Below are 18,976 nucleotides of genomic sequence, written 5' to 3' on the forward strand. Positions count from 1 at the left end.
CATGGCCCGCACCTTCCGGCCGTGGAATGCAGACGATTCTGGGAGGCGAAACTTACGGCGTTCTGACAGGGAGGGGCAGGGATTGCCCGGGGGTGGCGGGGCACGCGGCGCGCTGCTGGAGCTGCTGCACTGCAGTATCCGGCGGTGCGCCACAGCGGCGCCGGCGCTCAGTGTCCGCGCCCCGGGCGGGAGGCAGCAGCGTCGCTGTCGTGGCGATATTCGTCACCATGGCCATGCGCTTCCGGCTCTGCACCCGCGAGCCGGTCGGCGCGATTCATCCGCCAGGCGTAGATCGCCGCCATTGCCACGTAAAGCAGCAGCAGTCCCTGCGCACCGGCCCAGAACGAAAAGGGCCAGCCAAAGAAGTCGAAGCGCAGCTCGCGCGCATACCAGCTCAGGCAAAACGTGCTGCCGAACCACAAGGCGAGCAGCGCCACCGTCCAGCGCAGATTGACCTTCCACGGGGCAGTGGCGGGCCGGTGCGGCCCGAGGTCTGGCATCCGGCTTTCCATCAGGCGGGGTTCTCCACCGGCGGACGGTGCAGCGTGACAGATACCCGCGTGCCGGCGAGCGGCGGGGCATCCTGATAGACGTGGTCGTCGATGGCGACCTCGCCGCCGTGCTGCTGCACGATCTCGCGCACGATCGCCAGTCCCAGTCCGCTGCCTTCGGCGCTGGTGCCCAGCACCCGATAGAAGCGCTCCATCACGCGCTCGCGCTCGCCGGCCGGAATGCCCGGGCCGGTGTCCTCCACTTCGATGCGCGCCAGCGCCACCGCGCCGTCGTCGACGACCCGCACGGTAGCGTGGCCGCCCTGGGGCGTATAGCGGATGGCATTGTCGATCAGGTTGTTCAGCATCTCGGTCAGCATCAGCCGGTTGCCCATCACCAGCACCGGCGCATCCGGCGCGTCCAGGCCCAGGTCGATGCGCCGGGTCCAGGCGCGTGGCAGCCAGTCCTTGACGATCTCGCGCGCCAGTTCGGCGATGTCCATCGGCGCGAGCTTGCCCGCGCCGGCATAGTTTTCCATGCGGGCCAGCGCCAGCAGCTGGGTGACCAGGTGCGCCGTCCGCTCCGAGCTGCCGGCGATCTGCGCCAGTGAGCGGCGAAGTTCCTCGGGGGACTGCTCGCGCTGCGCCAGTTCGGCCTGCATGCGCAGCCCGGCAAGGGGCGTCTTCATCTGATGGGCGGCATCGGCGATGAAGCGCTTCTGCGTCTGCACGGATTGCTCGAGCTGCTCCAGCAGTTCGTTGAACGAGGCGACCAGCGGGGTGATTTCCTGCGGGGCCGCCTGTTCGTCGATGGGGCTGGTGTCGCCGGGCTTGCGCGTACGGATGCGCTGCTGGATCGCGGTCAGCGGAGCGAGTCCTCGCGAGAGGCCGAACCAGACCAGCAGCACTGCCAGTGGCAGGATGACGAACTGCGGCAGGATGACGCCCTTGATGATCTCGTTGGCCAGGCGCGCACGCTTGTCCAGCGTTTCCGCGACCTGCACCAGCACCGGCTGGCCGCCCTTCCATTCCGGCAGTGCCACGTAGGTATAGGCGACGCGCACGTCGTTGCCGCCGATACGGTCATCGCGCAGCGAGACCAGGCCCGCGTGCCCGCGGTCCTCCTCGTCGGGCAGCGGCAGGTCGGCGTCGCCGGCGACGAATTCGCCGCGGCGGCCCAGTACCTGGTAGTAGACCGCATCGGTCTCGTCGGCGCGCAGGATCTCCCGGGCGGACAGCGGCAGCTGCAGCGTCACCCGGCCATTGACCTCGCGCACCTGCTGGGACAGCACGATGGCGCTCGATTCCAGCGCGCGATCATAGGGGCCGTTGGCGATCGACTTGGCAACCAGATAGGTGACGGCGATGCTCAGCGGCCACAGCAGCAGCAGCGGCGCCAGCATCCAGTCGAGGATCTCGCCGAACAGCGAGCGCGGCGGGGAGGGCGCGGCGTCGTCCTCCAGATGCGGAAGAATGTCGGCGAGGCTCGGGCCGGGAGCCGAAGGCGCCGGCGCCGGCTTTCGGCGAAGTCGCAGCGATTGCATGGATGACTGGACGCCGTGGTGCGATCAGAGCCGCGGATGCGCCGACGGGCAAGCCACGGCTTCAGTGGGCGGCCGGGACGGCGGACAGTGCCGACGCTCCCGATCCATGGGCGCCGTTCGTGCCGGCGGCGGCGCCTGGAGAGGCGTCCGCCGCTCCCTGGAATTTCTCCAGGCAATAGCCGAGCCCGCGCACGGTGGCGATGCGGATGCCGCCGATCTCGATCTTCTTGCGCAACCGGTGCACATAGACTTCGATCGCATTGTTGCTGACTTCCTCGCCCCATTCGCACAGGTGGTCGACCAGCTGCTCCTTCGACACCAGCCGGCCGCTGCGCGTGAGCAGGATTTCGAGCAGCCCGAGCTCGCGCGCCGACAGCTCGATCATCTGGTCGTTCAGATACGCGATCCGTCCCACCTGGTCGAAGGCCAGCGGCCCGTGCCGCATCAGCGTGGCGCCGCCCCCGGTGCCGCGGCGCACCAGCGCCCGCACGCGCGCCTCCAGTTCCGACAGCGCAAAGGGCTTGGCCATGTAGTCGTCCGCGCCCAGGTCCAGCCCCTTGACGCGCTCGTCGACGCTGTCGGCGGCGGTCAGGATCAGCACCGGCATCATCGCGCCACGCGCACGCAGCCGCTTCAGCACCTCGAGGCCGGGCATTCGGGGCAGGCCCAGGTCCAGGATCAGCAGGTCGAAGGTCTGGGTGGAAAGCGCCGAATCGGCCTCCATGCCGTTGGCGACATGATCGACCGCGTAGCCGGAGTGGCGCAGTGAGCGTGTCAGGCCGTCGGCCAGTACGTCGTCGTCCTCGGCGATCAGAATCCGCATGGTAGTCTCCCCTGCGCTGGCGCCCGAACGCGCTCCCGGTGAGCGGCAAAGAAGGGGCTTGCCAAGCATACTGTTTTTTTATACAGTACCCGCTGATTCCGGGTCGGGTACCGGGGTTCGGCGCTGCCTGCGGTTCGGCGCTGCCGATCCGCCAACCGGCCCCCCCGGCGCAGCGGTCCACTGGCGTGGCTGCGGCGCGGGATTTGAGCCTCGGCTGATGGGCCTTGGCCAACTCCACCGTTAGGATTGCGTCGACCGGCGCGCGGGCCCGCAGGATGGGCGGCGCGTCATATGCGGCCTATTTATACACCATTGATGGAAGGACGACCATGGCCATGGATGACGGCAAGAAGGGCGCGGGCGTGAGCGCCGAGAAGCAGAAGGCGCTGGCTGCCGCGCTCGCCCAGATCGAGAAGCAGTTCGGCAAGGGCTCGATCATGCGCATGGGCGACGGCGACGTCGAGAAGGATATCCAGGTCGTGTCGACCGGTTCGCTGGGCCTGGACATTGCGCTGGGCGTCGGTGGGCTGCCGCGCGGCCGGGTCGTCGAGATCTACGGGCCGGAATCGTCGGGCAAGACCACGCTGACGCTGCAGGTGGTCGCCGAGATGCAGAAGCTGGGCGGCACCTGCGCGTTCATCGACGCCGAGCATGCGCTGGACGTCAACTATGCCGGCAAGCTGGGCGTGGACGTGGGCGAGCTGCTGATCTCGCAGCCGGACACCGGCGAACAGGCGTTGGAGATCGCCGATGCACTGGTGCGTTCCGGCTCGATCGACCTGATCGTCATCGACTCGGTGGCGGCGCTGGTGCCCAAGGCCGAAATCGAGGGCGAGATGGGCGATTCGCTGCCTGGCCTGCAGGCACGCCTGATGAGCCAGGCGCTGCGCAAGCTGACCGGCACCATCAAGCGCACCAATTGCCTGGTGATCTTCATCAACCAGATCCGGATGAAGATCGGTGTGATGTTCGGTTCGCCGGAAACCACGACCGGCGGCAATGCGCTGAAGTTCTACGCCTCGGTGCGCCTGGACATCCGCCGGATCGGCTCGATCAAGAAGGGCGACGACGTCATCGGCAACGAAACCAAGGTCAAGGTGGTCAAGAACAAGGTCTCGCCGCCGTTCCGCGAGGCGTTCTTCGACATCCTCTACGGTGCCGGTATCTCGCGCCAGGGCGAAATCATCGACCTGGGCGTCGATGCCAAGATCGTCGAGAAGGCGGGCGCCTGGTACAGCTACAACGGCGAGAAAATTGGCCAGGGCAAGGACAACGCCCGCGAATTCCTGCGCGAGAATCCGGACATCGCCCAGGAAATCGAGAACAAGGTGCGCCAGGTGTATGGCGTGGTGCCGATGAACGGCACGCCCGCGCTGGCCGAAGAGTAAGCACGGCCCCCGGGCCCGCTTGCCCTCTCCCCCGACCCCTCTCCCGCAGGGGCGGGAGAGGGGAGCGAACCCACAGCGTTCGACAGGCCATCGGTCTGCTCCCCCCACGCGCCCGCGGCAGAGGGGCAAACCGGCAGCATCCGACAGGCCATCGGTTTGCTCCCCTCGCCCGCTTGCGGGAGAGGGGCCGGGGGAGAGGGCCTGCAGCGCCTCTTTACCCCACAACTGTGCAAATCGCCCCGCGGGCCTGACGCCTCGACATGCCCCGTCCCCCACTTTCCCTGAAGGCACGCGCCGTCGGCTACCTGTCCCGGCGGGAACACAGCCGCGCCGAACTGGCCCGCAAGCTGGCACCACACGCCGAATCCCCGGAGCAGCTCGAACAATTGCTGGACGCCCTGGAGCGCGAAAACTGGCTGTCCAATGCCCGCTTTGCCGAAAGTCTGCTGCACCGGCGCGCCTCGCGTTATGGCGCGGCCCGGGTACTGCAGGAAGCAAAGACACACCAGCTCGACGACGGGCAGATCTCCGAGTTGCGCGAACGGCTGCAGGCCAGCGAACTGGACCGTGCCATCGCGGTCTGGTCCCGTCGCTTCGGCGCGCCACCGACCGCAGTGGAGGAGCGCGCGCGCCAATTCCGCTTTCTCGCTGCACGCGGTTTCTCGCAGGCCATCATCGGGCGGGTCTTTCGGCTGGCCGAGGCCGGCGAGATCGGCAATGGCAAGTTGTATGACGACGAGCCGGACAGCAACACCTGATTCCTGGGGTCTTGCCGGATCCCACTCGCTGGCGTGTTAAACTCCTCGGGTTTTCCGCAAGCGCGGTGCTTTTTCGCGTGCGTATTCCCCTGGGGACGTGCATGACGAGGTCGGGCGCCGTGCCGTGGAAGGCCTGCGCGTTTTCTTCGTTTTTGCCTGGTCTCATGCCGCTTTCCACTCCCGTCAACCGCGCCTTGCGTCACCGCCGCGCCATCGCGGCCGAGGCCTATCTGCGCGACGATGGGCTGTGGGACATCGAGGCGCGGCTGACCGACACCAAGCCCCGCGACATTCCGCTTGCCGGTGGCGGCGTCCGTCCGCAAGGACAGCCGCTGCACGATCTTTGGCTGCGCGTGACGATCGATCTGCAGATGAACGTGGTCGACGCGGATGCCTGCTCCGATTGGGTTCCCTATCCCGGTCACTGCGACACCATCGGGCCGGCGTACAAGTCACTGGTCGGCCTGAACCTGATGCGCGGCTTTCGCAAGGCGGTGCGGGAACGGCTCGGCGGCGTCGCCGGCTGCACCCATTTGACCGAGCTGGCATCGGTGCTGCCCACCACGGCGATCCAGGCCTTCGCCGGAGATGTTTTCAAGATTCGCGACGGCGCCGAAGATGACGGCGAAAGCCAGCCTCCCTATCAGCTGCATGGCTGCCATGCGCTGCATTTCGAGGGAGAGGTGGTGCGTCAGTTTTATCCGCGCTGGTATGGCTACCAGCCGAAGCCGAAGAACGGGCCGGACCGGCCCGCGACGGCGAAGCCCGGGGAAGGGATACCCCCGGATACTGGGGAGCCGACGCAACGGTCGACCGGAACCTCGGGCTAAGCGGATGGGCACGCAAGTGCCGACCTCCTGGCCAACCGGCGATTCCGGCCCACGTGTCACCACCCACGCTTTTTCATCCAACCATTTCTACCCATCACGCCTACCCGAAAGGAAACACGCATGAATATCCATGAGTACCAAGGCAAGGAAATCCTGCGCAAATACAATGTGCCGGTTCCGCGCGGTATCCCCGCATTCTCGGTTGAAGAAGCGCTGAAGGCAGCGGAACAGCTCGGCGGCCCGGTCTGGGTCGTCAAGGCGCAGATCCACGCCGGCGGTCGCGGCAAGGGTGGTGGCGTGAAGGTGGCCAAGAGCCTGGACGAGGTGAAGACCTACGCCAGCAACATCCTCGGCATGCAGCTGGTCACGCACCAGACCGGTCCGGAAGGCAAGAAGGTCAACCGCCTGCTGATCGAAGAAGGCGCCGACATCAAGAAGGAACTGTATGTGAGCCTGGTCGTGGACCGCGTCTCGCAACAGGTCGCGCTGATGGCTTCCAGCGAAGGCGGCATGGACATCGAGGAAGTCGCTGCCCACAGCCCGGAAAAGATCCACACGCTGATCATCGATCCGGCCGTCGGCCTGACCGATGCCGACGCTGACGACATCGCCCGCAAGATCGGCGTGCCCGACGCGAGCGTTGCGCAGGCGCGCCAGGCCCTGCAGGGTCTGTACAAGGCATTCTGGGATACCGATGCCTCGCTGGCTGAAATCAACCCGATGATCCTGACCGGCGACGGCAAGGTGATCGCGCTGGACGCCAAGTTCAACTTCGATTCGAACGCCCTGTTCCGTCATCCGGAAATCGTCGCCTACCGCGACCTGGACGAAGAAGATCCGGCTGAGATCGAAGCGTCGAAGTTCGACCTGGCCTACATCTCGCTGGACGGCAACATCGGCTGCCTGGTGAACGGCGCCGGCCTGGCCATGGCGACCATGGACACCATCAAGCTGTTCGGCGGCGAGCCGGCCAACTTCCTCGACGTGGGCGGCGGCGCCACCACCGAGAAGGTGACCGAGGCGTTCAAGCTGATGCTGAAGAACCCGAACGTGCAGGCCATCCTGGTCAACATCTTCGGCGGCATCATGCGCTGCGACGTGATCGCCGAAGGCGTGATCTCGGCTTCCAAGGCCGTGTCGCTGTCGGTGCCGCTGGTGGTCCGCATGAAGGGCACCAACGAAGATCTGGGCAAGAAGATGCTGGCCGAATCGGGTCTGCCGATCATCGCGGCCGACACCATGGAAGAAGCCGCCCAGAAGGTCGTGGCCGCTGCCGCCGGCAAGTAAGTACCACACGGGGAAGTCAGTCATCGTCGTCCCCGCGCAGGCGGGGACCCAGCGTCTTCACGGCTACCATGCGCGACGCCTACTACGTGTATATGCTGGCAAGCCAGCGCAACGGAACGTTGTACACCGGCGTCACCTCGGATCTGCTCAAGCGGGTCTGGCAGCACAAGGAAGGCCTGGCTGACGGTTTCACCAAGCAGCACGGCGTCAAGCAGTTGGTCTGGTACGAGGTGCATTCGTCCGCGGAAGCGGCGATCACCCGGGAGAAGCAGATCAAGAAATGGCGCCGCGACTGGAAGGTGAAGCTGATCGAGGACGGCAACCCCTACTGGAACGACTTGTACACCGGCCTAACCGCTTAAAGACACTGGGTCCCCGCCTTCGCGGGGACGACAGAGAGGAACCGCAAATGAGTATCCTGATCAACAAAGACACCAAGGTCATCACCCAAGGTATTACCGGCAAGACCGGCCAGTTCCACACCCGTGGCTGCCGCGACTATGCGAACGGCAAGAACTGCTTCGTGGCTGGCGTGAATCCGAAGAAGGCCGGCGAGGACTTCGAGGGCATTCCCATCTACGCGAACGTCAAGGAAGCGAAGGAACAGACCGGCGCGACCGTGTCGGTCATCTACGTGCCGCCCGCTGGCGCCGCTGCCGCGATCTGGGAAGCCGTCGAGGCCGACCTGGACCTGGTGGTCTGCATTACCGAAGGCATTCCTGTCCGCGACATGATGGAAGTCAAGGACAAGATGCGCAAGCAGAACAAGAAGACCCTGCTGCTGGGACCGAACTGCCCGGGCCTGATCACCCCGGACGAAATCAAGATCGGCATCATGCCGGGCCACATCCACAAGAAGGGCCGCATCGGCGTGGTGTCGCGCTCGGGCACGCTGACCTATGAAGCCGTCGGTCAGCTGACCGCCCTGGGCCTGGGCCAGTCGTCGGCCGTGGGCATCGGTGGTGACCCGATCAACGGTCTGAAGCACATCGACGTGATGAAGATGTTCAACGACGATCCGGATACGGATGCGGTCGTGATGATCGGCGAGATCGGCGGTCCGGACGAGGCGAATGCCGCCTACTGGATCAAGGAAAACATGAAGAAGCCGGTGGTCGGCTTTATCGCCGGCGTGACGGCGCCCCCGGGCAAGCGCATGGGCCACGCTGGCGCGCTGATCTCGGGCGGTGCCGACACGGCCCAGGCCAAGCTGGAAATCATGGAATCCTGCGGCATCAAGGTGACCAAGAACCCGTCGGAGATGGGTCGCCTGCTGAAGTCGATCCTGTAATCGACTGACGCGCTCCTCCGCGCCGGCTTCGGCCGGATCGGCAATGAAGCCCCCGCTCTGTGCGGGGGCTTTGTCGTTTCTGCGCCACCGTGGAGCGGTCAGACGGCGACTACGTCATTTACGAAAGGTTCAATCGATTTTTTGAAATGGAATCGAAAGGTTGGCGGAGTACAAGACCATGTCTTGGGGGCCAGACAGGTGAAAGCACGCAGTCGCCGCGCCGCAGCCCGCGCAGATCGCGCCCCTGCCAACACAAGACATCGAGGAGCCATACGTGGAATTGCTGTCGTCCACTTCATTCTGGATCGCCCTGGGATCCATCATCCTGACCAATATCATCCTGTCCGGCGACAACGCGGTGGTCATCGCGCTCGCCTCGCGCAACCTGCCGCCCGCGCAGCAGAAGCGCGCGATCTTCTGGGGCAGTGCCGCCGCCATCATCCTGCGGGTGGTGCTGACGGTTGCCGCGGTCAAGCTGCTGACGCTGCCGTACCTGAAGATCGTCGGTGCGGTGCTGCTGGTCTACATCGGGGTGCAGCTGCTGACCGGCGATGACGACGAGGAAGGCCACGACGCCAAGGACAATATCTGGGGCGCGATCCGCACCATCCTGATCGCCGACCTGGTGATGTCGCTGGACAACGTGGTGGCAGTCGCCGCTGCCGCGCAGAAGGGGCCGGAAGGCAGCCAGCTGCCGCTGCTGGTGATCGGCCTGGGCCTGTCGATTCCGCTGATCGTGTTCGGCAGCACGCTGCTGCTGAAGGTGATGGAGCGCTTCCCCGTCATCATCGTGCTGGGCGCAGCGCTGCTGGGCTACCTGGCCGGCGAGATGCTGGTCAGCGATCCGGTCGATGCCGCCTGGTTCGAAGTCCACGTGCCGCATGCCCACCTGGTGTTCGGCCTGATCGGTGCGGCGCTGGTGGTCGTGATCGGCAAGCTGCTGAAGAAGCGTAACGCACAGCTCGCCTGAGCGGCGCAGCCGTCCGCCGGCATCGCGCGGGCGGCGGTCAAAAAAAAGCCGGCGTCCCCCGAGGACGCCGGCTTTTTTGTTGGCAGCGACAGCGCCGCTACGCCAGTTGCACCTGCGCAATGGCGCCGTCCTCCCGATGCGCCACGATGGCGACCTTCGCGCGCTGCAGCTCCTGCAGCCGCTGGGGCGAGAGGGCGAAGCTGTCGGCCAGCTCGTCCTGGCGCAGGGCCGGCAATGGCCGCCGGCGGTCCATGCCGGAGAAGCGGTGCTGGTTGTATCGTGCCCAGGCCAGCAGCACCACGCCGTTGATGGCCGCGACCACGGCATAGACGGTCAGGGTGCCCATGGTCGGCAGCATCGCTTCCCAGAAGGGCACGCCCGGCCCGCGCACCTCGGCGTGCCGCAGCACGGCCGCCAGGCCGGTGACGCACAGGTACACGAAGCCGAGCCAGGCCAGCGCGGTGAGCAGGGCGTCGAGCAGCCAGCCCGGGCGCGAACGACGCGAATGAATGATCAGGTCTTGCGGATTCATGACTTACCTCGCGGAGTGGATGCCGCGATCGGGACTGGTCCAGCGTGCCCGTTCGCGGCGGGACTTGAGCATGACCTTGGGAAACGCCAGCAGGGTGCTGAGCATGCCGACCATCCAGAACGCCAGCGGATACCAGATGATCCAGACCATGGAGCGGCCCAGCCGCGGCTCGTAGCGCCGGTCGATCGCCGCGCTGATGGCGAACTGCAGCACGCAGACGGCGGCCAGCACCATGCCGGTGAAGCCGGGCGGGGCCAGCTTCTCGATGCGGATATTGGCGGGCAGTTCGACAAACAGGCCCAGCGTCCACAGTAGCAGCGACATCGCGAAGGTGAAGGCCCAGGCCGCCGACAGGCAGTACTCGGCCAGCAGCGGCCACAACCGCCGGTGGCGCCAGTTCCAGATCGATCGCACGTTCTTCAGGAAGACCTCGGCGCCGCCCTGCGCCCAGCGCAGCCGTTGCTTCCACAGCCCGCGCAGCGTCTCGGGCATCAGGATCCAGCACAGCGCACGCGGCTCGTAGAAGATCGACCAGTGATCGCGCTGCAGCTTCCAGCTGATGTCGATGTCCTCGGTGATCATGTCCAGGCTCCAGTAGCCCACCCGATCCAGCGCACGGCGGCGGAAGGCGGCGACCACGCCCGATACGGTGAACACCTGGCCGTAGACGCGCTGGGTGCGCTTGATCAGGCCGATGATCGAGGAGAATTCGCCGACCTGGATGCGCCCGATCAGCGTCGAGCGGGTACGGATGCGCGGGTTGCCCGTCACGGCGCCGACGCGGGGGTTGTCCACCATCGGTGCGACCAGATACGCGGCGGCGTCGGGGTCGAGCACGGCGTCGCCGTCGATGCAGACCAGATACTCGCCGCGCGCCGCCAGGGCGCCCATGCGCAGCGCCATGGCCTTGCCCTGGTTATGGGCCAGATGAACCACCCGCAGCCGCGAATGCCGTGCCGCCAGGGTATCGAGCAGCGCGGCGGTGCCATCGCGCGAGCCGTCGTTGATGGCGATTACTTCGAAGTTGGCATAGCGCTGGCCAAGCGCGGCGAGCAGCGTTTCCTCGCCGTGTTGCTCCTCGTTGTAGCAGGGCACCAGGATGGAAATGAACGGTTCGCCGTTGACGGGCGGCGGTGTGCGGGTTTCATCCCAGCGCCACTTTCGCTCCCAGTGCCACCAGAAGTAGATGCCGCCCGCCATCCACAGCCCCGACATGAAGAGCGGATAGAAGAAGACGAACGCCAGCAGGATTTCGCCGGTGGCGACCATGGCCAGCCCGAAGGGCAGGCCTAGCGCCACGCACAGAATGAAGAAGGCAAAGAGACGGTCGATCATGGCGCGGGGTACCAGTCGTTGGACAGCGCGGGCAGGATGGTCTCCAGGCGCGGCTGATTCTGATGGAAGTCGTCCGGGTAGTGGCCGAAGTTGCGGGCGCCGCGGCGCTGCAGGCGTTGCATCCAGCCGGCCAGCACCGCGCTGTCCACCGGCGGGGCGCCTTCGGCGCGCCAGTCGCGGCTCTGCAGTTCGAAAACGGTGCGGTCCAGTGCGCCGGGACGGCGCGCCACGGCATCGACCACTGCGTCGAGCCAGGCGTTTTCGCGGCCAGCGGGCACGTTCTCCATCCACGGCATTGCCATCGGGGCGGTCCAGTCGTAGGCGCCGAGGAAGTCGTCCAGGTTCTGCGCGAACCACGCTTCGCTTTCCGGCTGCAGGATCGGCGCGGCGAAGATGTTGCGCGCGGTCTTGATCTTCGGGCCGCGTACCTTGCGTACGCGCGCCGTCAGTTCACTGGTGAAGTCCACCAGGGCGCGGCTCTTGAAGCGAGTCCAGCGCTGCATGGCGGCGGGATCCGCCCGCAGCGCCTCGATGCTGCCGGGCAGGCCGGCCTGGCGGTACGCGGCCAGCGCGCCGGCACTGGCGTCCTCGAAGTCGCTCAGCAGCGCATCGTCGTGGAACAGGATGCCGTCGAAGGCGGCGTGGCGCGCCAGGTCCTCGTACAGGTCGCCGATCCGTGCACGGGCGACCGGATCGAATGGCGACAGGCGCCGGTACTGTTTCGGGTCCACGCTGGTCTGCCCGCTGGCCGGGTCCCAGCGCGTCACGCGCGCGATCGACGGGTCCAGATCGAAGCTGAGCACCGGCATCCACGCATAGACCGCAACGTCGGCACGCCGGGCCAGCTGCCATGCCACCCGGTTGAACAGGTCCGCGCGCATCGGCAGATGGCGGTTGGGAAAGTACAGCGAGCGGATCAGTCCGTCGCCGTCGGGGTCGGCGAAAGCCTGCAGGAAGACCGTGTTGATCTTCATCTCGAAGATCCGCTGCACGAGCTTGTCCAGGTTGCGTTCGAGCTGCGCCGGATCGGGATCGTAGACGTAGTCCAGATCGACATGGGCCAGGCGCATGGTGGGCAGGGCCTGCATATCGACCACCGAGCGCGCGAAGCTGCGCAAGCCGGGATCGTTGGCGACCAGCAGGCGCTGTGCCGACATCAGCCGGTCGACCGTGGCCAGACCGTCCTCCAGCGTGAAGGCCAGGCGATAGCCGTTCTCGCCGATGATCCGCAGCGAGGTGCCGCCTTCCGCCCCGTAGGGCCAGACCCAGGCGCGCACCGGTTTGCCGGTCGCGCGCTCGATCTTCGCGGTGATGCGCTTGACGTCGGCGCCGATCCGTTGCTCGAACGCGGCCTCCGACTCGTAGCGGCCAGTGGTGGGGTCGAACAGACGGGACGACGCGGCCGGCTGGGTGTTGCCCTGGGGATTGGCGACGATGCCGTAGTGCAGGTCATCGGTATGGGCGGCGATTTCGACCAGACCGCTTGCCGCGATCTCGCCCACCTGCTGCCAGGTCAGGAATCGCTCGCGCGCGGTCGGTGCCCCGCCGAAGTCCACCGGCTTGCCCTCGGGCGCGTCCAGCCACGCGCCGACGGGCGCCAGCACGGCGGGCCAGCGGTACGCCTTGAGGATTGGCAGCACGCGCGTGTAGAAGCTGCGGTAGCCGTCGTCGAAGGTGAGCAGCACCGCGCGCTCGGGCAGCGGCGCGCCGCCTTGTTGCGCGGCAAGGATCTGATCGACCGAGACGGCCTGGTAGCCGTTCTCGCGCAGCCAGGCAAGCTGGGCGATCAGATGGTCGGTGCGCACGCTCAGGTAAGCCTGGTCGGCGTCGGCGTCCTCGACATCGTGGTAGCCGAGCACCGCGACGTGATTGCGCGGCCAGGGCTGTTCGGCCCGCTCCACCGGGCGCTCGGCCGGTGCGGTGAAGCGCGGGATGTCCTTGGCGCAGGCGCCAAGCAGGAATGTTGCGCACAGCAGCAGCCACAGCAGCAGGGACCGCCATGCGGCGAGGGACCCGCGCGGCGCCTGCCGGCGACGCGGGGACGAGCAGCACCAATACGGGCGCAGCGTTGTCGCATTCATGACAAGCCTCCGTTCAGAATCGATAAGTCAGGTCGAACACGATGCGCAGTTCGCGCTCGCGCCGGCCGTCGTAGGGGCGGCTGGTGCCGGTCACCGTGGCGCCGACATCGAACACGTCGCTGGTGCGAAAGCGCTGGCCGTAGCCGAGCAGCAGGATCGCGCCGGTGCCGTAGTCGCGCTGGCTGTAGGTACCGGCGCCGGCGAGGAACTGCTGTTCCCAGGCGGTTTCGTAATGGCGATAGAGTGTGTGCGTCAGCCGCAGCGAAGGCAGCACCGTCAGGTCCGCGCGCGGGTTGAAGTACGGTGTGTCGTTGCGGTTGTTGCGCGAGGTCCAGACATCGAGCAGCAGGTCGCCTTTCAGATGGGGAGCGGTATAGACGCGCTGGAAGCCGGTGATGCCGGCCTCCAGCCGGTCGTTGCCGTCGCTGAAGCGCGAGGGCGCCACGGTCAGCATCCATTCGGCGCGCTCGCTGTGGCGCCAGCGTGCATACGCCGATACCGTGTCGGCGTAGATCCCCTGATTGAGCGCGCGCAGCGGCGTGCCGGTCGAGCGGATTGCAGCCGAGGAGCCGACCTGCAGCCGGTCGCCAAGGTCGTATTCCGCCGACAGCCTGGCACCGGGCTTGCCGCCCTGTCCGTAGAAGTGCGTCGACACTTCCCCTTCAACCGTCAGGTCGCGCACGCGCCATTGCGCACCGGCACGGGCCCAGGTGTAGTCCACCGAGCCTTCCTGGAAGCGGCCGGTCGCATATCCCACACCGGCGAAGGCGCGCCAGTCATAGGCGATCGGCGGGCTGTAGAGGATGGACTCGATGCCGAAGTTGCCGTTGCCGACCACCGCGCTGTCGTTGGCCAGACCGCGGTAGCCCTCGATGCGCAGTTCCGACTTGTTGTGCACGCGCCATTCCCGGTCCAGCCGCTGCGCGGAGAGGTCCTCGGGGAAGCGCGCCATGGTGTCGTCGCGCATCAGCTGTGCCTGGCGCCATTCCTGCAGCTCCAGCGCGGCATGTCCCTGCTGTACCTCGACCGACAGGCTGCGCGGCGACAGCGCTTCGGCCAGCTTCAATTCGTTCTCCGCGGCGCGCGGCCAATTGCGGGCGCGATAGACGTCGGCGAGCGCGGCGCGCAGCCCGGTGTGCCCCGGCGCCTTGCGCACCATCTCTTCCAGCCGCTGCTGGGCCTGGACCGTGTCGTCGGCTTGGCGCCGGGCCTGCGCCGCCACCATCTCGGCCTGCAGCCACAGGTCGCTACGCTGGCGCATCGGCTGACCGCGCGTCCACAGCCACGGACGCTGCTCGTCGCGCGCCTGGCGCACGGTGTCGCCAGCCGGGTCGAACGCCTCCGCTTCCGCGAACGCGTAGTACAGGCCGGTCTGCGTCTCCAGCCGCTCCTCGTTGTCGCCGCCGGCCGGCTGGGCATCGAGCACTTGCCGATACAGCGCTTCGGCGCGCTCGGGCTGGCGCAGATACAGATAGGCCGAGGCGACATTGGCCAGCGCATACGCCGGCACCTCGTTGCCCTCCGCCAGCAGCGCCTCGTAGCTGTCGACCAATTCCCGCATCCGCATGCGGGCATGCAGCGCGGCGAGGCGGTCGATGCGCGCACGGCGCAGCAGCGGCGCCCCGCCAGCGCCCATGTCGCGCAGCTGAGGCAGCAGCCGGTCGTAGTTGGCGAGCGCGCGGTCGGCAATCACGAAGCGTTCGGCCTCGCGCCGCGTCGGCATGCGGGCCAGGCGTACCTGCTCGGCGACGGCATCCAGTTGCAGTTCCAGCAGGGTTGGCGCTTCGAACAGGCCCGGTCGCTCCTTCGCCAGCCGCAGGGCGGGCTCGGGAAGACCGGCGCGCTGCAGTGCCCGCACGTACTCGCGCACCACGTCGTCGCGCTGTGGCGCAAGCGAGTGCGCCTGATCGGCTTCGAACAGCGCGTCGTACGGCTGCGCGGCGCGCGTGTAGGCGTAGACGAGCGCCAGGCGCGCGTCTGCGTCGGCCGGCCGGGCCTCCACCTGTTGCTTGCCCAGCGCGACGGCTTCGGCAGCATGGCCGCTGTCGGCCAGCACCAGTATCTCGCCGAGCGCAAAATCGGCGCGGTCCGGGAAGCGCGCCCGGCCTTCTCGATAGCGGGCCAGCGCATCGTCCCAGCGGGCGCTGTCGCGATAGGCGCGCGCAACGGCGGCCAGCGCCGGGGCAGGCGCATCGGACGGCTGGCCCATGGCGTCCCAGGCCTGCAACACCTCGTCGGATCGGCCAGCCCATCCCGCGATGACAATGCGGTCCCATGCCGCCCGGCGGTCTCCGGGATTTGACGCAAGACGCTCGCGCAGCGCCGCGAGCGCACTGTCGTGGTCGCCGGCACGGGCGCGCTGGATCCAGGTGTCGTAGGTCGGATCGGCATGCGCGATGCCGGGCAGGCAGCACAGCGCCGCCGCAACGCCGGCCGCCAGACTGCCGGCGAGCCTTGCGGCCGGCCGGTCGGCCGCATGCCGGCGCGTATTGAGTGAGTCCATTGAAAGCTCCGCAGCCGTCTCTCGAGGAGATGGCCGAACGCTCTCCGCCCGTGTTCGACACGAGGGAGGATGGTTATCGGCTGGAACGCGCGGCACGAGGGCACGGTACCCGGGGCCGTCCGGCCGGCGGGTCGCCGGAGCCGGGTCGGCAGGGGCCCGGCGGGCACCGAAGAACCGCACCGGAAGGCCATTGATCGGACGTAATGGCGTCGTGCTGCCGCAACCCGCTCGCTGGCGGGATGCGGTGCCGCAATAAGCCGCAAAGTGTAGCGAGCGGAGAAATTCGAATTGTTAATGATCTAAAACGGGGAATTGCCGCAATGGAGCCGCCTGAAAAACGCAATGCGGCAATGGCGCGGCGCTTCAATATCGCTGTGCTGGCGGGGATTTGCCCTTGTTTCAAGGGCCAGCGCGGGCGCGGACAACCCTCACCCGATGTCGATTGGATTGCGCAAATTCGCCCGCCATTGCCTTGCGCGTCGTTGTTTTCCAATTGCAAAAAATTGCAAAGGACGGAGTACGGACGCTGCAAGCGGATAAGCCAATTCTCAAACGGCGAGAAGCGAAAAATGCCGGTGCTTTCGTGATGTCGGTTCGCCGAGCACGCCAGCAGACTGGCAATGCAGTCGCCCCCGTCTTTACGCCTTCCGTCTCCTGGTCAGCAATCGCGAGGTTCCATGCCTTCTTTCCAGAACGCCACCTACTTGCCGGCGGCGCTTGCGCGCGGGTTCCAGCAGGGCTTTACGCTGCTCGAACTGATGATCGTGGTCGCGATCATCGGCGTTCTCGCCGCCATTGCGGTGCCGCAGTACCAGGACTACGTCGCCCGCTCGCAGGTCGCGCGCGCCGTCGGCGAGCTGTCGGCCTACCGCGCCGCGTTCGAAGACCGGCTCAATCAGGGGGATGCGACTGTGGACCGCGATGCGCTGGGCTATACCAGCTCGAGCCTGTATCCAGATCCCGCCTTTCCGGTTGCGCTCGCCGAATCGGGGGCCTTGCAATGGTCGGTGACGCTTGGCGCGGCATCGTCGCCGGCGGTGTCCGGATCGATCATTACCGTGGCCCGCGCGGCGGACGGGCAGTGGTCCTGCTCCATCGCGCCGGGGCCTCGCCTGAAGGACAGGCATGTGCCGAAAAGCTGTCCGCTGCGCGCGGGCTGATCCGCCCCTGCAGCTGTGCTGCGGGCAAAGGGCGAACGCATGCTGCCGGGGCGGGCGCTACGCTATCATGCGCGTTTGTCCCGACCCTGCCCGTCATGCCGTTGCGCAGATCCTCTTTCCTCGCGCCGCTTCTGGTTCTGTCGATCTGCGTGCCGCTGCTGGTTTCCCACCACACTCTGCCGCTGTCCACCTTCTACGGGGAGTGGGCGTCCGCGCTCGGTTTCGTGCTCGTCGTGGCGCTGACGCTCGCGGTCAGCCGGCACGAAGAACAAGCTGGGACGGGCGGCTTTCCGCTGGTGGCGCTGGTTCCGCTGTGGCTGATCGTGATGACCATGGTGGGCTGGGCCTGGCGCGGGCACGACATCACGGGCAGCGCAGCAATGACCGCCATCGCGCTGCTGCTCGCCACCGCCGTCATGATGGCCGGGTATCGCCTGCGCAGCGCCATGTCGGCGCAGGCCGCAATGGATACGGTTGCCACCGCGTTGCTGGTAGCCGGGCTGCTGGGCACGGTCGCCCAATGGGTGCAGGTGTTTCGCCTCGAACCCTACAGCTGGCAACTGGTGTCCGAGTATTTCTACGACAGCAATCGCCGCCTGTGGGGCAACCTGAACCAGCCCAATCATCAGGCGACCGTGCACGGCCTCGCGCTCGCCGCGTCGGTGTGGCTCGTCAGCCGGGGCAAGCTGCGTGTCACCCCCTGGCTGGTCGCCGTGGCGCTGATCGAAACCGGCGTGGTGTTGTCTGGTTCGCGCACCGGCGTGCTGCATGTCGGCATTGCCGCGCTGTACGCGCTGGTCGCGGCCTGGCAAGCCCGCAAAGCGCCGCGCTGGGCGGCTTTGATGGCCCGCCCTGTCGGCCTTGTATTTGCGGCCGCCGCCCTGGTCTCGCTACTGATGCTGATGCAGCCCGCCATCCGCAATGCCGGCCAGGTGCTCGGCTGGCAGCTGTTCGACACGGTCGCGCAATTGCAGGCGGCCGACCAGACCTCCGCCCGGCAAGCCCTGTGGGGACATGCGTGGGCCATGTTCCGTGCGCACCCCTGGCTGGGGGTGGGTTGGGGCGAGTTTGGCTGGGCGCAGTTCCAGCAGCTCGACCGGCTCGGCATCACCGTGGAGATGTCGCTGCACGCGCATAACGCGGTGCTCGACCTCCTTGCAAAGACCGGGGTAGCGGGCAGCGCCGGCGTGATTGTCGGGCTGGCATGGTGGTTCTGGCGGGTGGTGCGCTGCCGGCTGTGGCGGGCAGCGGAGGAAGAGACCGCGTCCGCGGCGCTGGCGCTGACCTGGCTGGCGATGCTGTGCGGGCATTCGATGCTCGAGTACCCGCTGCATTACCTCTATTTCCTGTTGCCGTTCTGCCTGCTGCTGGGCTGGCTGGAGCCGGCCGCGCTGACGCTGCCCATGCAGCGGGGCACCGGCAGGGCCGCGGTTGCCGTGTTTGTGGCGGTCGCGGCGGTGGTGCTCGCCGTGCTGTGGCAGGACTATCGGCGCGTCGAAGCAGCCGAATACGCCGAGCGCGGCGCGGAAACCCGCTTGCCGCTGCCACGGCTGCTGCTGCGCCCGTATGCGATGGCGAACCTGGCCGAGCGTGCCGAGCTGGCCCCGGAGAACGCGAGCCGATGGCTGGAGCCGCATATCCGGGCGGTGCACCTGCTGCCCACGCCCACCATGATCGGCCGCACCGCATGGCTCTTTGCGCTGCAGGGGGACGAGCAGGAGGCGCGCCGCTGGCTGGAGCGCCTGCGGTTCTATTACAGCGGCGACGAGGCGGCGCAATTGGGCCGGGTAGCCCGGTTCTGCCAACAGACGCAGGCGGCGGCGCGTCCGGAGGCGTTCTGCGCCTGGGTCAGCCGCCAGGCCGTGCGGTAGGTCGCATTTCTCTCCCCCGAAAGTTGGTCGCGTTTCGCGGCAGCAACCCAGCGGCCATTCTCTTGCCCAGGAATGAACGCTAAGCGCCACTTCAACCCTCTGCGGGATACGT

At 67.1% G+C, this 18,976-nt stretch carries 17 protein-coding genes; 10 read left to right on the forward strand and 7 right to left on the reverse strand.

Annotated elements, in window-relative coordinates; genetic code table 11:
• Nucleotides 1-167 precede the first annotated feature (167 nt).
• The 3 genes from K6V06_RS00245 to K6V06_RS00255 all read right to left on the reverse strand — a co-directional run bounded on the left by K6V06_RS00245 (nt 168) and on the right by K6V06_RS00255 (nt 2,858).
• Entirely contained in the window at nt 168-500 is a 333-nt protein-coding gene (locus tag K6V06_RS00245) for a DUF4212 domain-containing protein (protein WP_222239569.1), read from the reverse strand.
• An 11-nt stretch (nt 501-511) separates the two neighbouring features.
• The gene (locus tag K6V06_RS00250; RefSeq protein WP_222239570.1) at nt 512-2,035 is read right to left on the reverse strand and encodes a sensor histidine kinase; all 1,524 of its coding nucleotides are present in this window, start codon (nt 2,033-2,035) and stop codon (nt 512-514) included.
• Between the two features lie 61 nt (nt 2,036-2,096).
• Nucleotides 2,097-2,858, reverse strand: coding sequence for a response regulator transcription factor (locus tag K6V06_RS00255; protein WP_222239571.1), 762 nt, complete (start codon nt 2,856-2,858; stop codon nt 2,097-2,099).
• A gap of 335 nt (nt 2,859-3,193) precedes the next feature.
• Here K6V06_RS00255 and recA point away from each other — a divergent pair, with 335 nt between their 5' ends.
• From recA to K6V06_RS00290, 7 genes are all read left to right on the forward strand, one after another.
• Entirely contained in the window at nt 3,194-4,246 is a 1,053-nt protein-coding gene (gene recA / locus K6V06_RS00260; RefSeq protein ID WP_222239955.1) for a recombinase RecA, read from the forward strand.
• 260 nt (nt 4,247-4,506) lie between these two features.
• A complete protein-coding gene (gene recX / locus K6V06_RS00265; RefSeq protein WP_222239572.1) occupies nt 4,507-5,004 on the forward strand; it encodes a recombination regulator RecX in 498 nt (165 codons plus the stop codon).
• A 164-nt stretch (nt 5,005-5,168) separates the two neighbouring features.
• Entirely contained in the window at nt 5,169-5,834 is a 666-nt protein-coding gene (locus tag K6V06_RS00270) for a DUF2889 domain-containing protein (protein ID WP_222239956.1), read from the forward strand.
• Nucleotides 5,835-5,954: 120 nt separating this feature from the next.
• Nucleotides 5,955-7,121, forward strand: coding sequence for an ADP-forming succinate--CoA ligase subunit beta (gene sucC, locus K6V06_RS00275; RefSeq protein WP_222239573.1), 1,167 nt, complete (start codon nt 5,955-5,957; stop codon nt 7,119-7,121).
• Nucleotides 7,122-7,189: 68 nt separating this feature from the next.
• The gene (locus tag K6V06_RS00280; protein ID WP_222239574.1) at nt 7,190-7,483 is read left to right on the forward strand and encodes a GIY-YIG nuclease family protein; all 294 of its coding nucleotides are present in this window, start codon (nt 7,190-7,192) and stop codon (nt 7,481-7,483) included.
• 47 nt (nt 7,484-7,530) lie between these two features.
• Nucleotides 7,531-8,412 (forward strand): succinate--CoA ligase subunit alpha, encoded by an 882-nt coding sequence (gene sucD / locus K6V06_RS00285; protein ID WP_222239575.1) that lies wholly within the window; start codon nt 7,531-7,533, stop codon nt 8,410-8,412.
• Nucleotides 8,413-8,686: 274 nt separating this feature from the next.
• Nucleotides 8,687-9,382, forward strand: a complete 696-nt coding sequence (locus K6V06_RS00290; RefSeq protein WP_222239576.1) for a TerC family protein — start codon at nt 8,687-8,689, stop codon at nt 9,380-9,382.
• 97 nt (nt 9,383-9,479) lie between these two features.
• Here K6V06_RS00290 and pgaD read toward each other — a convergent pair whose 3' ends face one another.
• Genes pgaD through pgaA form a run of 4 tightly spaced genes read right to left on the reverse strand, consistent with a single transcriptional unit; the run spans nt 9,480 to nt 15,833 of the window.
• Nucleotides 9,480-9,914, reverse strand: coding sequence for a poly-beta-1,6-N-acetyl-D-glucosamine biosynthesis protein PgaD (gene pgaD, locus K6V06_RS00295; protein ID WP_222239577.1), 435 nt, complete (start codon nt 9,912-9,914; stop codon nt 9,480-9,482).
• Between the two features lie 3 nt (nt 9,915-9,917).
• A complete protein-coding gene (gene pgaC / locus K6V06_RS00300; RefSeq protein WP_222239578.1) occupies nt 9,918-11,249 on the reverse strand; it encodes a poly-beta-1,6-N-acetyl-D-glucosamine synthase in 1,332 nt (443 codons plus the stop codon).
• Nucleotides 11,246-13,330 (reverse strand): poly-beta-1,6-N-acetyl-D-glucosamine N-deacetylase PgaB, encoded by a 2,085-nt coding sequence (pgaB, locus tag K6V06_RS00305; protein WP_222239579.1) that lies wholly within the window; start codon nt 13,328-13,330, stop codon nt 11,246-11,248. Before pgaB ends, pgaC begins: the two co-directional genes overlap by 4 nt.
• A gap of 13 nt (nt 13,331-13,343) precedes the next feature.
• Entirely contained in the window at nt 13,344-15,833 is a 2,490-nt protein-coding gene (pgaA, locus tag K6V06_RS00310; RefSeq protein WP_222239580.1) for a poly-beta-1,6 N-acetyl-D-glucosamine export porin PgaA, read from the reverse strand.
• A gap of 320 nt (nt 15,834-16,153) precedes the next feature.
• On the opposite strand from pgaA, the gene K6V06_RS00315 reads away from it, so the two are divergent.
• The 3 genes from K6V06_RS00315 (at nt 16,154) to K6V06_RS00325 (ending at nt 18,864) form a co-directional block, all read left to right on the forward strand.
• Complete coding sequence (locus K6V06_RS00315; RefSeq protein WP_222239581.1) at nt 16,154-16,420, forward strand: hypothetical protein; 267 nt, start codon at nt 16,154-16,156, stop codon at nt 16,418-16,420.
• Between the two features lie 90 nt (nt 16,421-16,510).
• Entirely contained in the window at nt 16,511-16,993 is a 483-nt protein-coding gene (locus tag K6V06_RS00320) for a pilin (RefSeq protein WP_222239582.1), read from the forward strand.
• Nucleotides 16,994-17,088: 95 nt separating this feature from the next.
• Nucleotides 17,089-18,864: a PglL family O-oligosaccharyltransferase gene (locus K6V06_RS00325; protein WP_222239583.1), complete on the forward strand. Its 1,776-nt coding sequence runs from the start codon at nt 17,089-17,091 to the stop codon at nt 18,862-18,864.
• The last annotated feature ends 112 nt before the right edge of the window (nt 18,865-18,976 follow it).

This window comes from Cupriavidus sp. AU9028 (genome assembly GCF_019795295.1).
Classification (GTDB): domain Bacteria; phylum Pseudomonadota; class Gammaproteobacteria; order Burkholderiales; family Burkholderiaceae; genus Cupriavidus.

Excerpts from the sequence above, each read along its gene's own strand:
- K6V06_RS00245 (WP_222239569.1), bottom strand. The coding sequence starts at position 500 with ATGCCAGACCTCGGGCCGCACCGGCCCGCCACTGCCCCGTGGAAGGTC.
- K6V06_RS00250 (WP_222239570.1), bottom strand. The coding sequence starts at position 2,035 with ATGCAATCGCTGCGACTTCGCCGAAAGCCGGCGCCGGCGCCTTCGGCT.
- K6V06_RS00255 (WP_222239571.1), bottom strand. The coding sequence starts at position 2,858 with ATGCGGATTCTGATCGCCGAGGACGACGACGTACTGGCCGACGGCCTG.
- recA (WP_222239955.1), top strand. The coding sequence starts at position 3,194 with ATGGATGACGGCAAGAAGGGCGCGGGCGTGAGCGCCGAGAAGCAGAAG.
- recX (WP_222239572.1), top strand. The coding sequence starts at position 4,507 with ATGCCCCGTCCCCCACTTTCCCTGAAGGCACGCGCCGTCGGCTACCTG.
- K6V06_RS00270 (WP_222239956.1), top strand. The coding sequence starts at position 5,169 with ATGCCGCTTTCCACTCCCGTCAACCGCGCCTTGCGTCACCGCCGCGCC.
- sucC (WP_222239573.1), top strand. The coding sequence starts at position 5,955 with ATGAATATCCATGAGTACCAAGGCAAGGAAATCCTGCGCAAATACAAT.
- K6V06_RS00280 (WP_222239574.1), top strand. The coding sequence starts at position 7,190 with ATGCGCGACGCCTACTACGTGTATATGCTGGCAAGCCAGCGCAACGGA.
- sucD (WP_222239575.1), top strand. The coding sequence starts at position 7,531 with ATGAGTATCCTGATCAACAAAGACACCAAGGTCATCACCCAAGGTATT.
- pgaD (WP_222239577.1), bottom strand. The coding sequence starts at position 9,914 with ATGAATCCGCAAGACCTGATCATTCATTCGCGTCGTTCGCGCCCGGGC.
- pgaC (WP_222239578.1), bottom strand. The coding sequence starts at position 11,249 with ATGATCGACCGTCTCTTTGCCTTCTTCATTCTGTGCGTGGCGCTAGGC.
- pgaB (WP_222239579.1), bottom strand. The coding sequence starts at position 13,330 with ATGAATGCGACAACGCTGCGCCCGTATTGGTGCTGCTCGTCCCCGCGT.
- pgaA (WP_222239580.1), bottom strand. The coding sequence starts at position 15,833 with ATGGACTCACTCAATACGCGCCGGCATGCGGCCGACCGGCCGGCCGCA.
- K6V06_RS00315 (WP_222239581.1), top strand. The coding sequence starts at position 16,154 with ATGGAGCCGCCTGAAAAACGCAATGCGGCAATGGCGCGGCGCTTCAAT.
- K6V06_RS00320 (WP_222239582.1), top strand. The coding sequence starts at position 16,511 with ATGCCTTCTTTCCAGAACGCCACCTACTTGCCGGCGGCGCTTGCGCGC.
- K6V06_RS00325 (WP_222239583.1), top strand. The coding sequence starts at position 17,089 with ATGCCGTTGCGCAGATCCTCTTTCCTCGCGCCGCTTCTGGTTCTGTCG.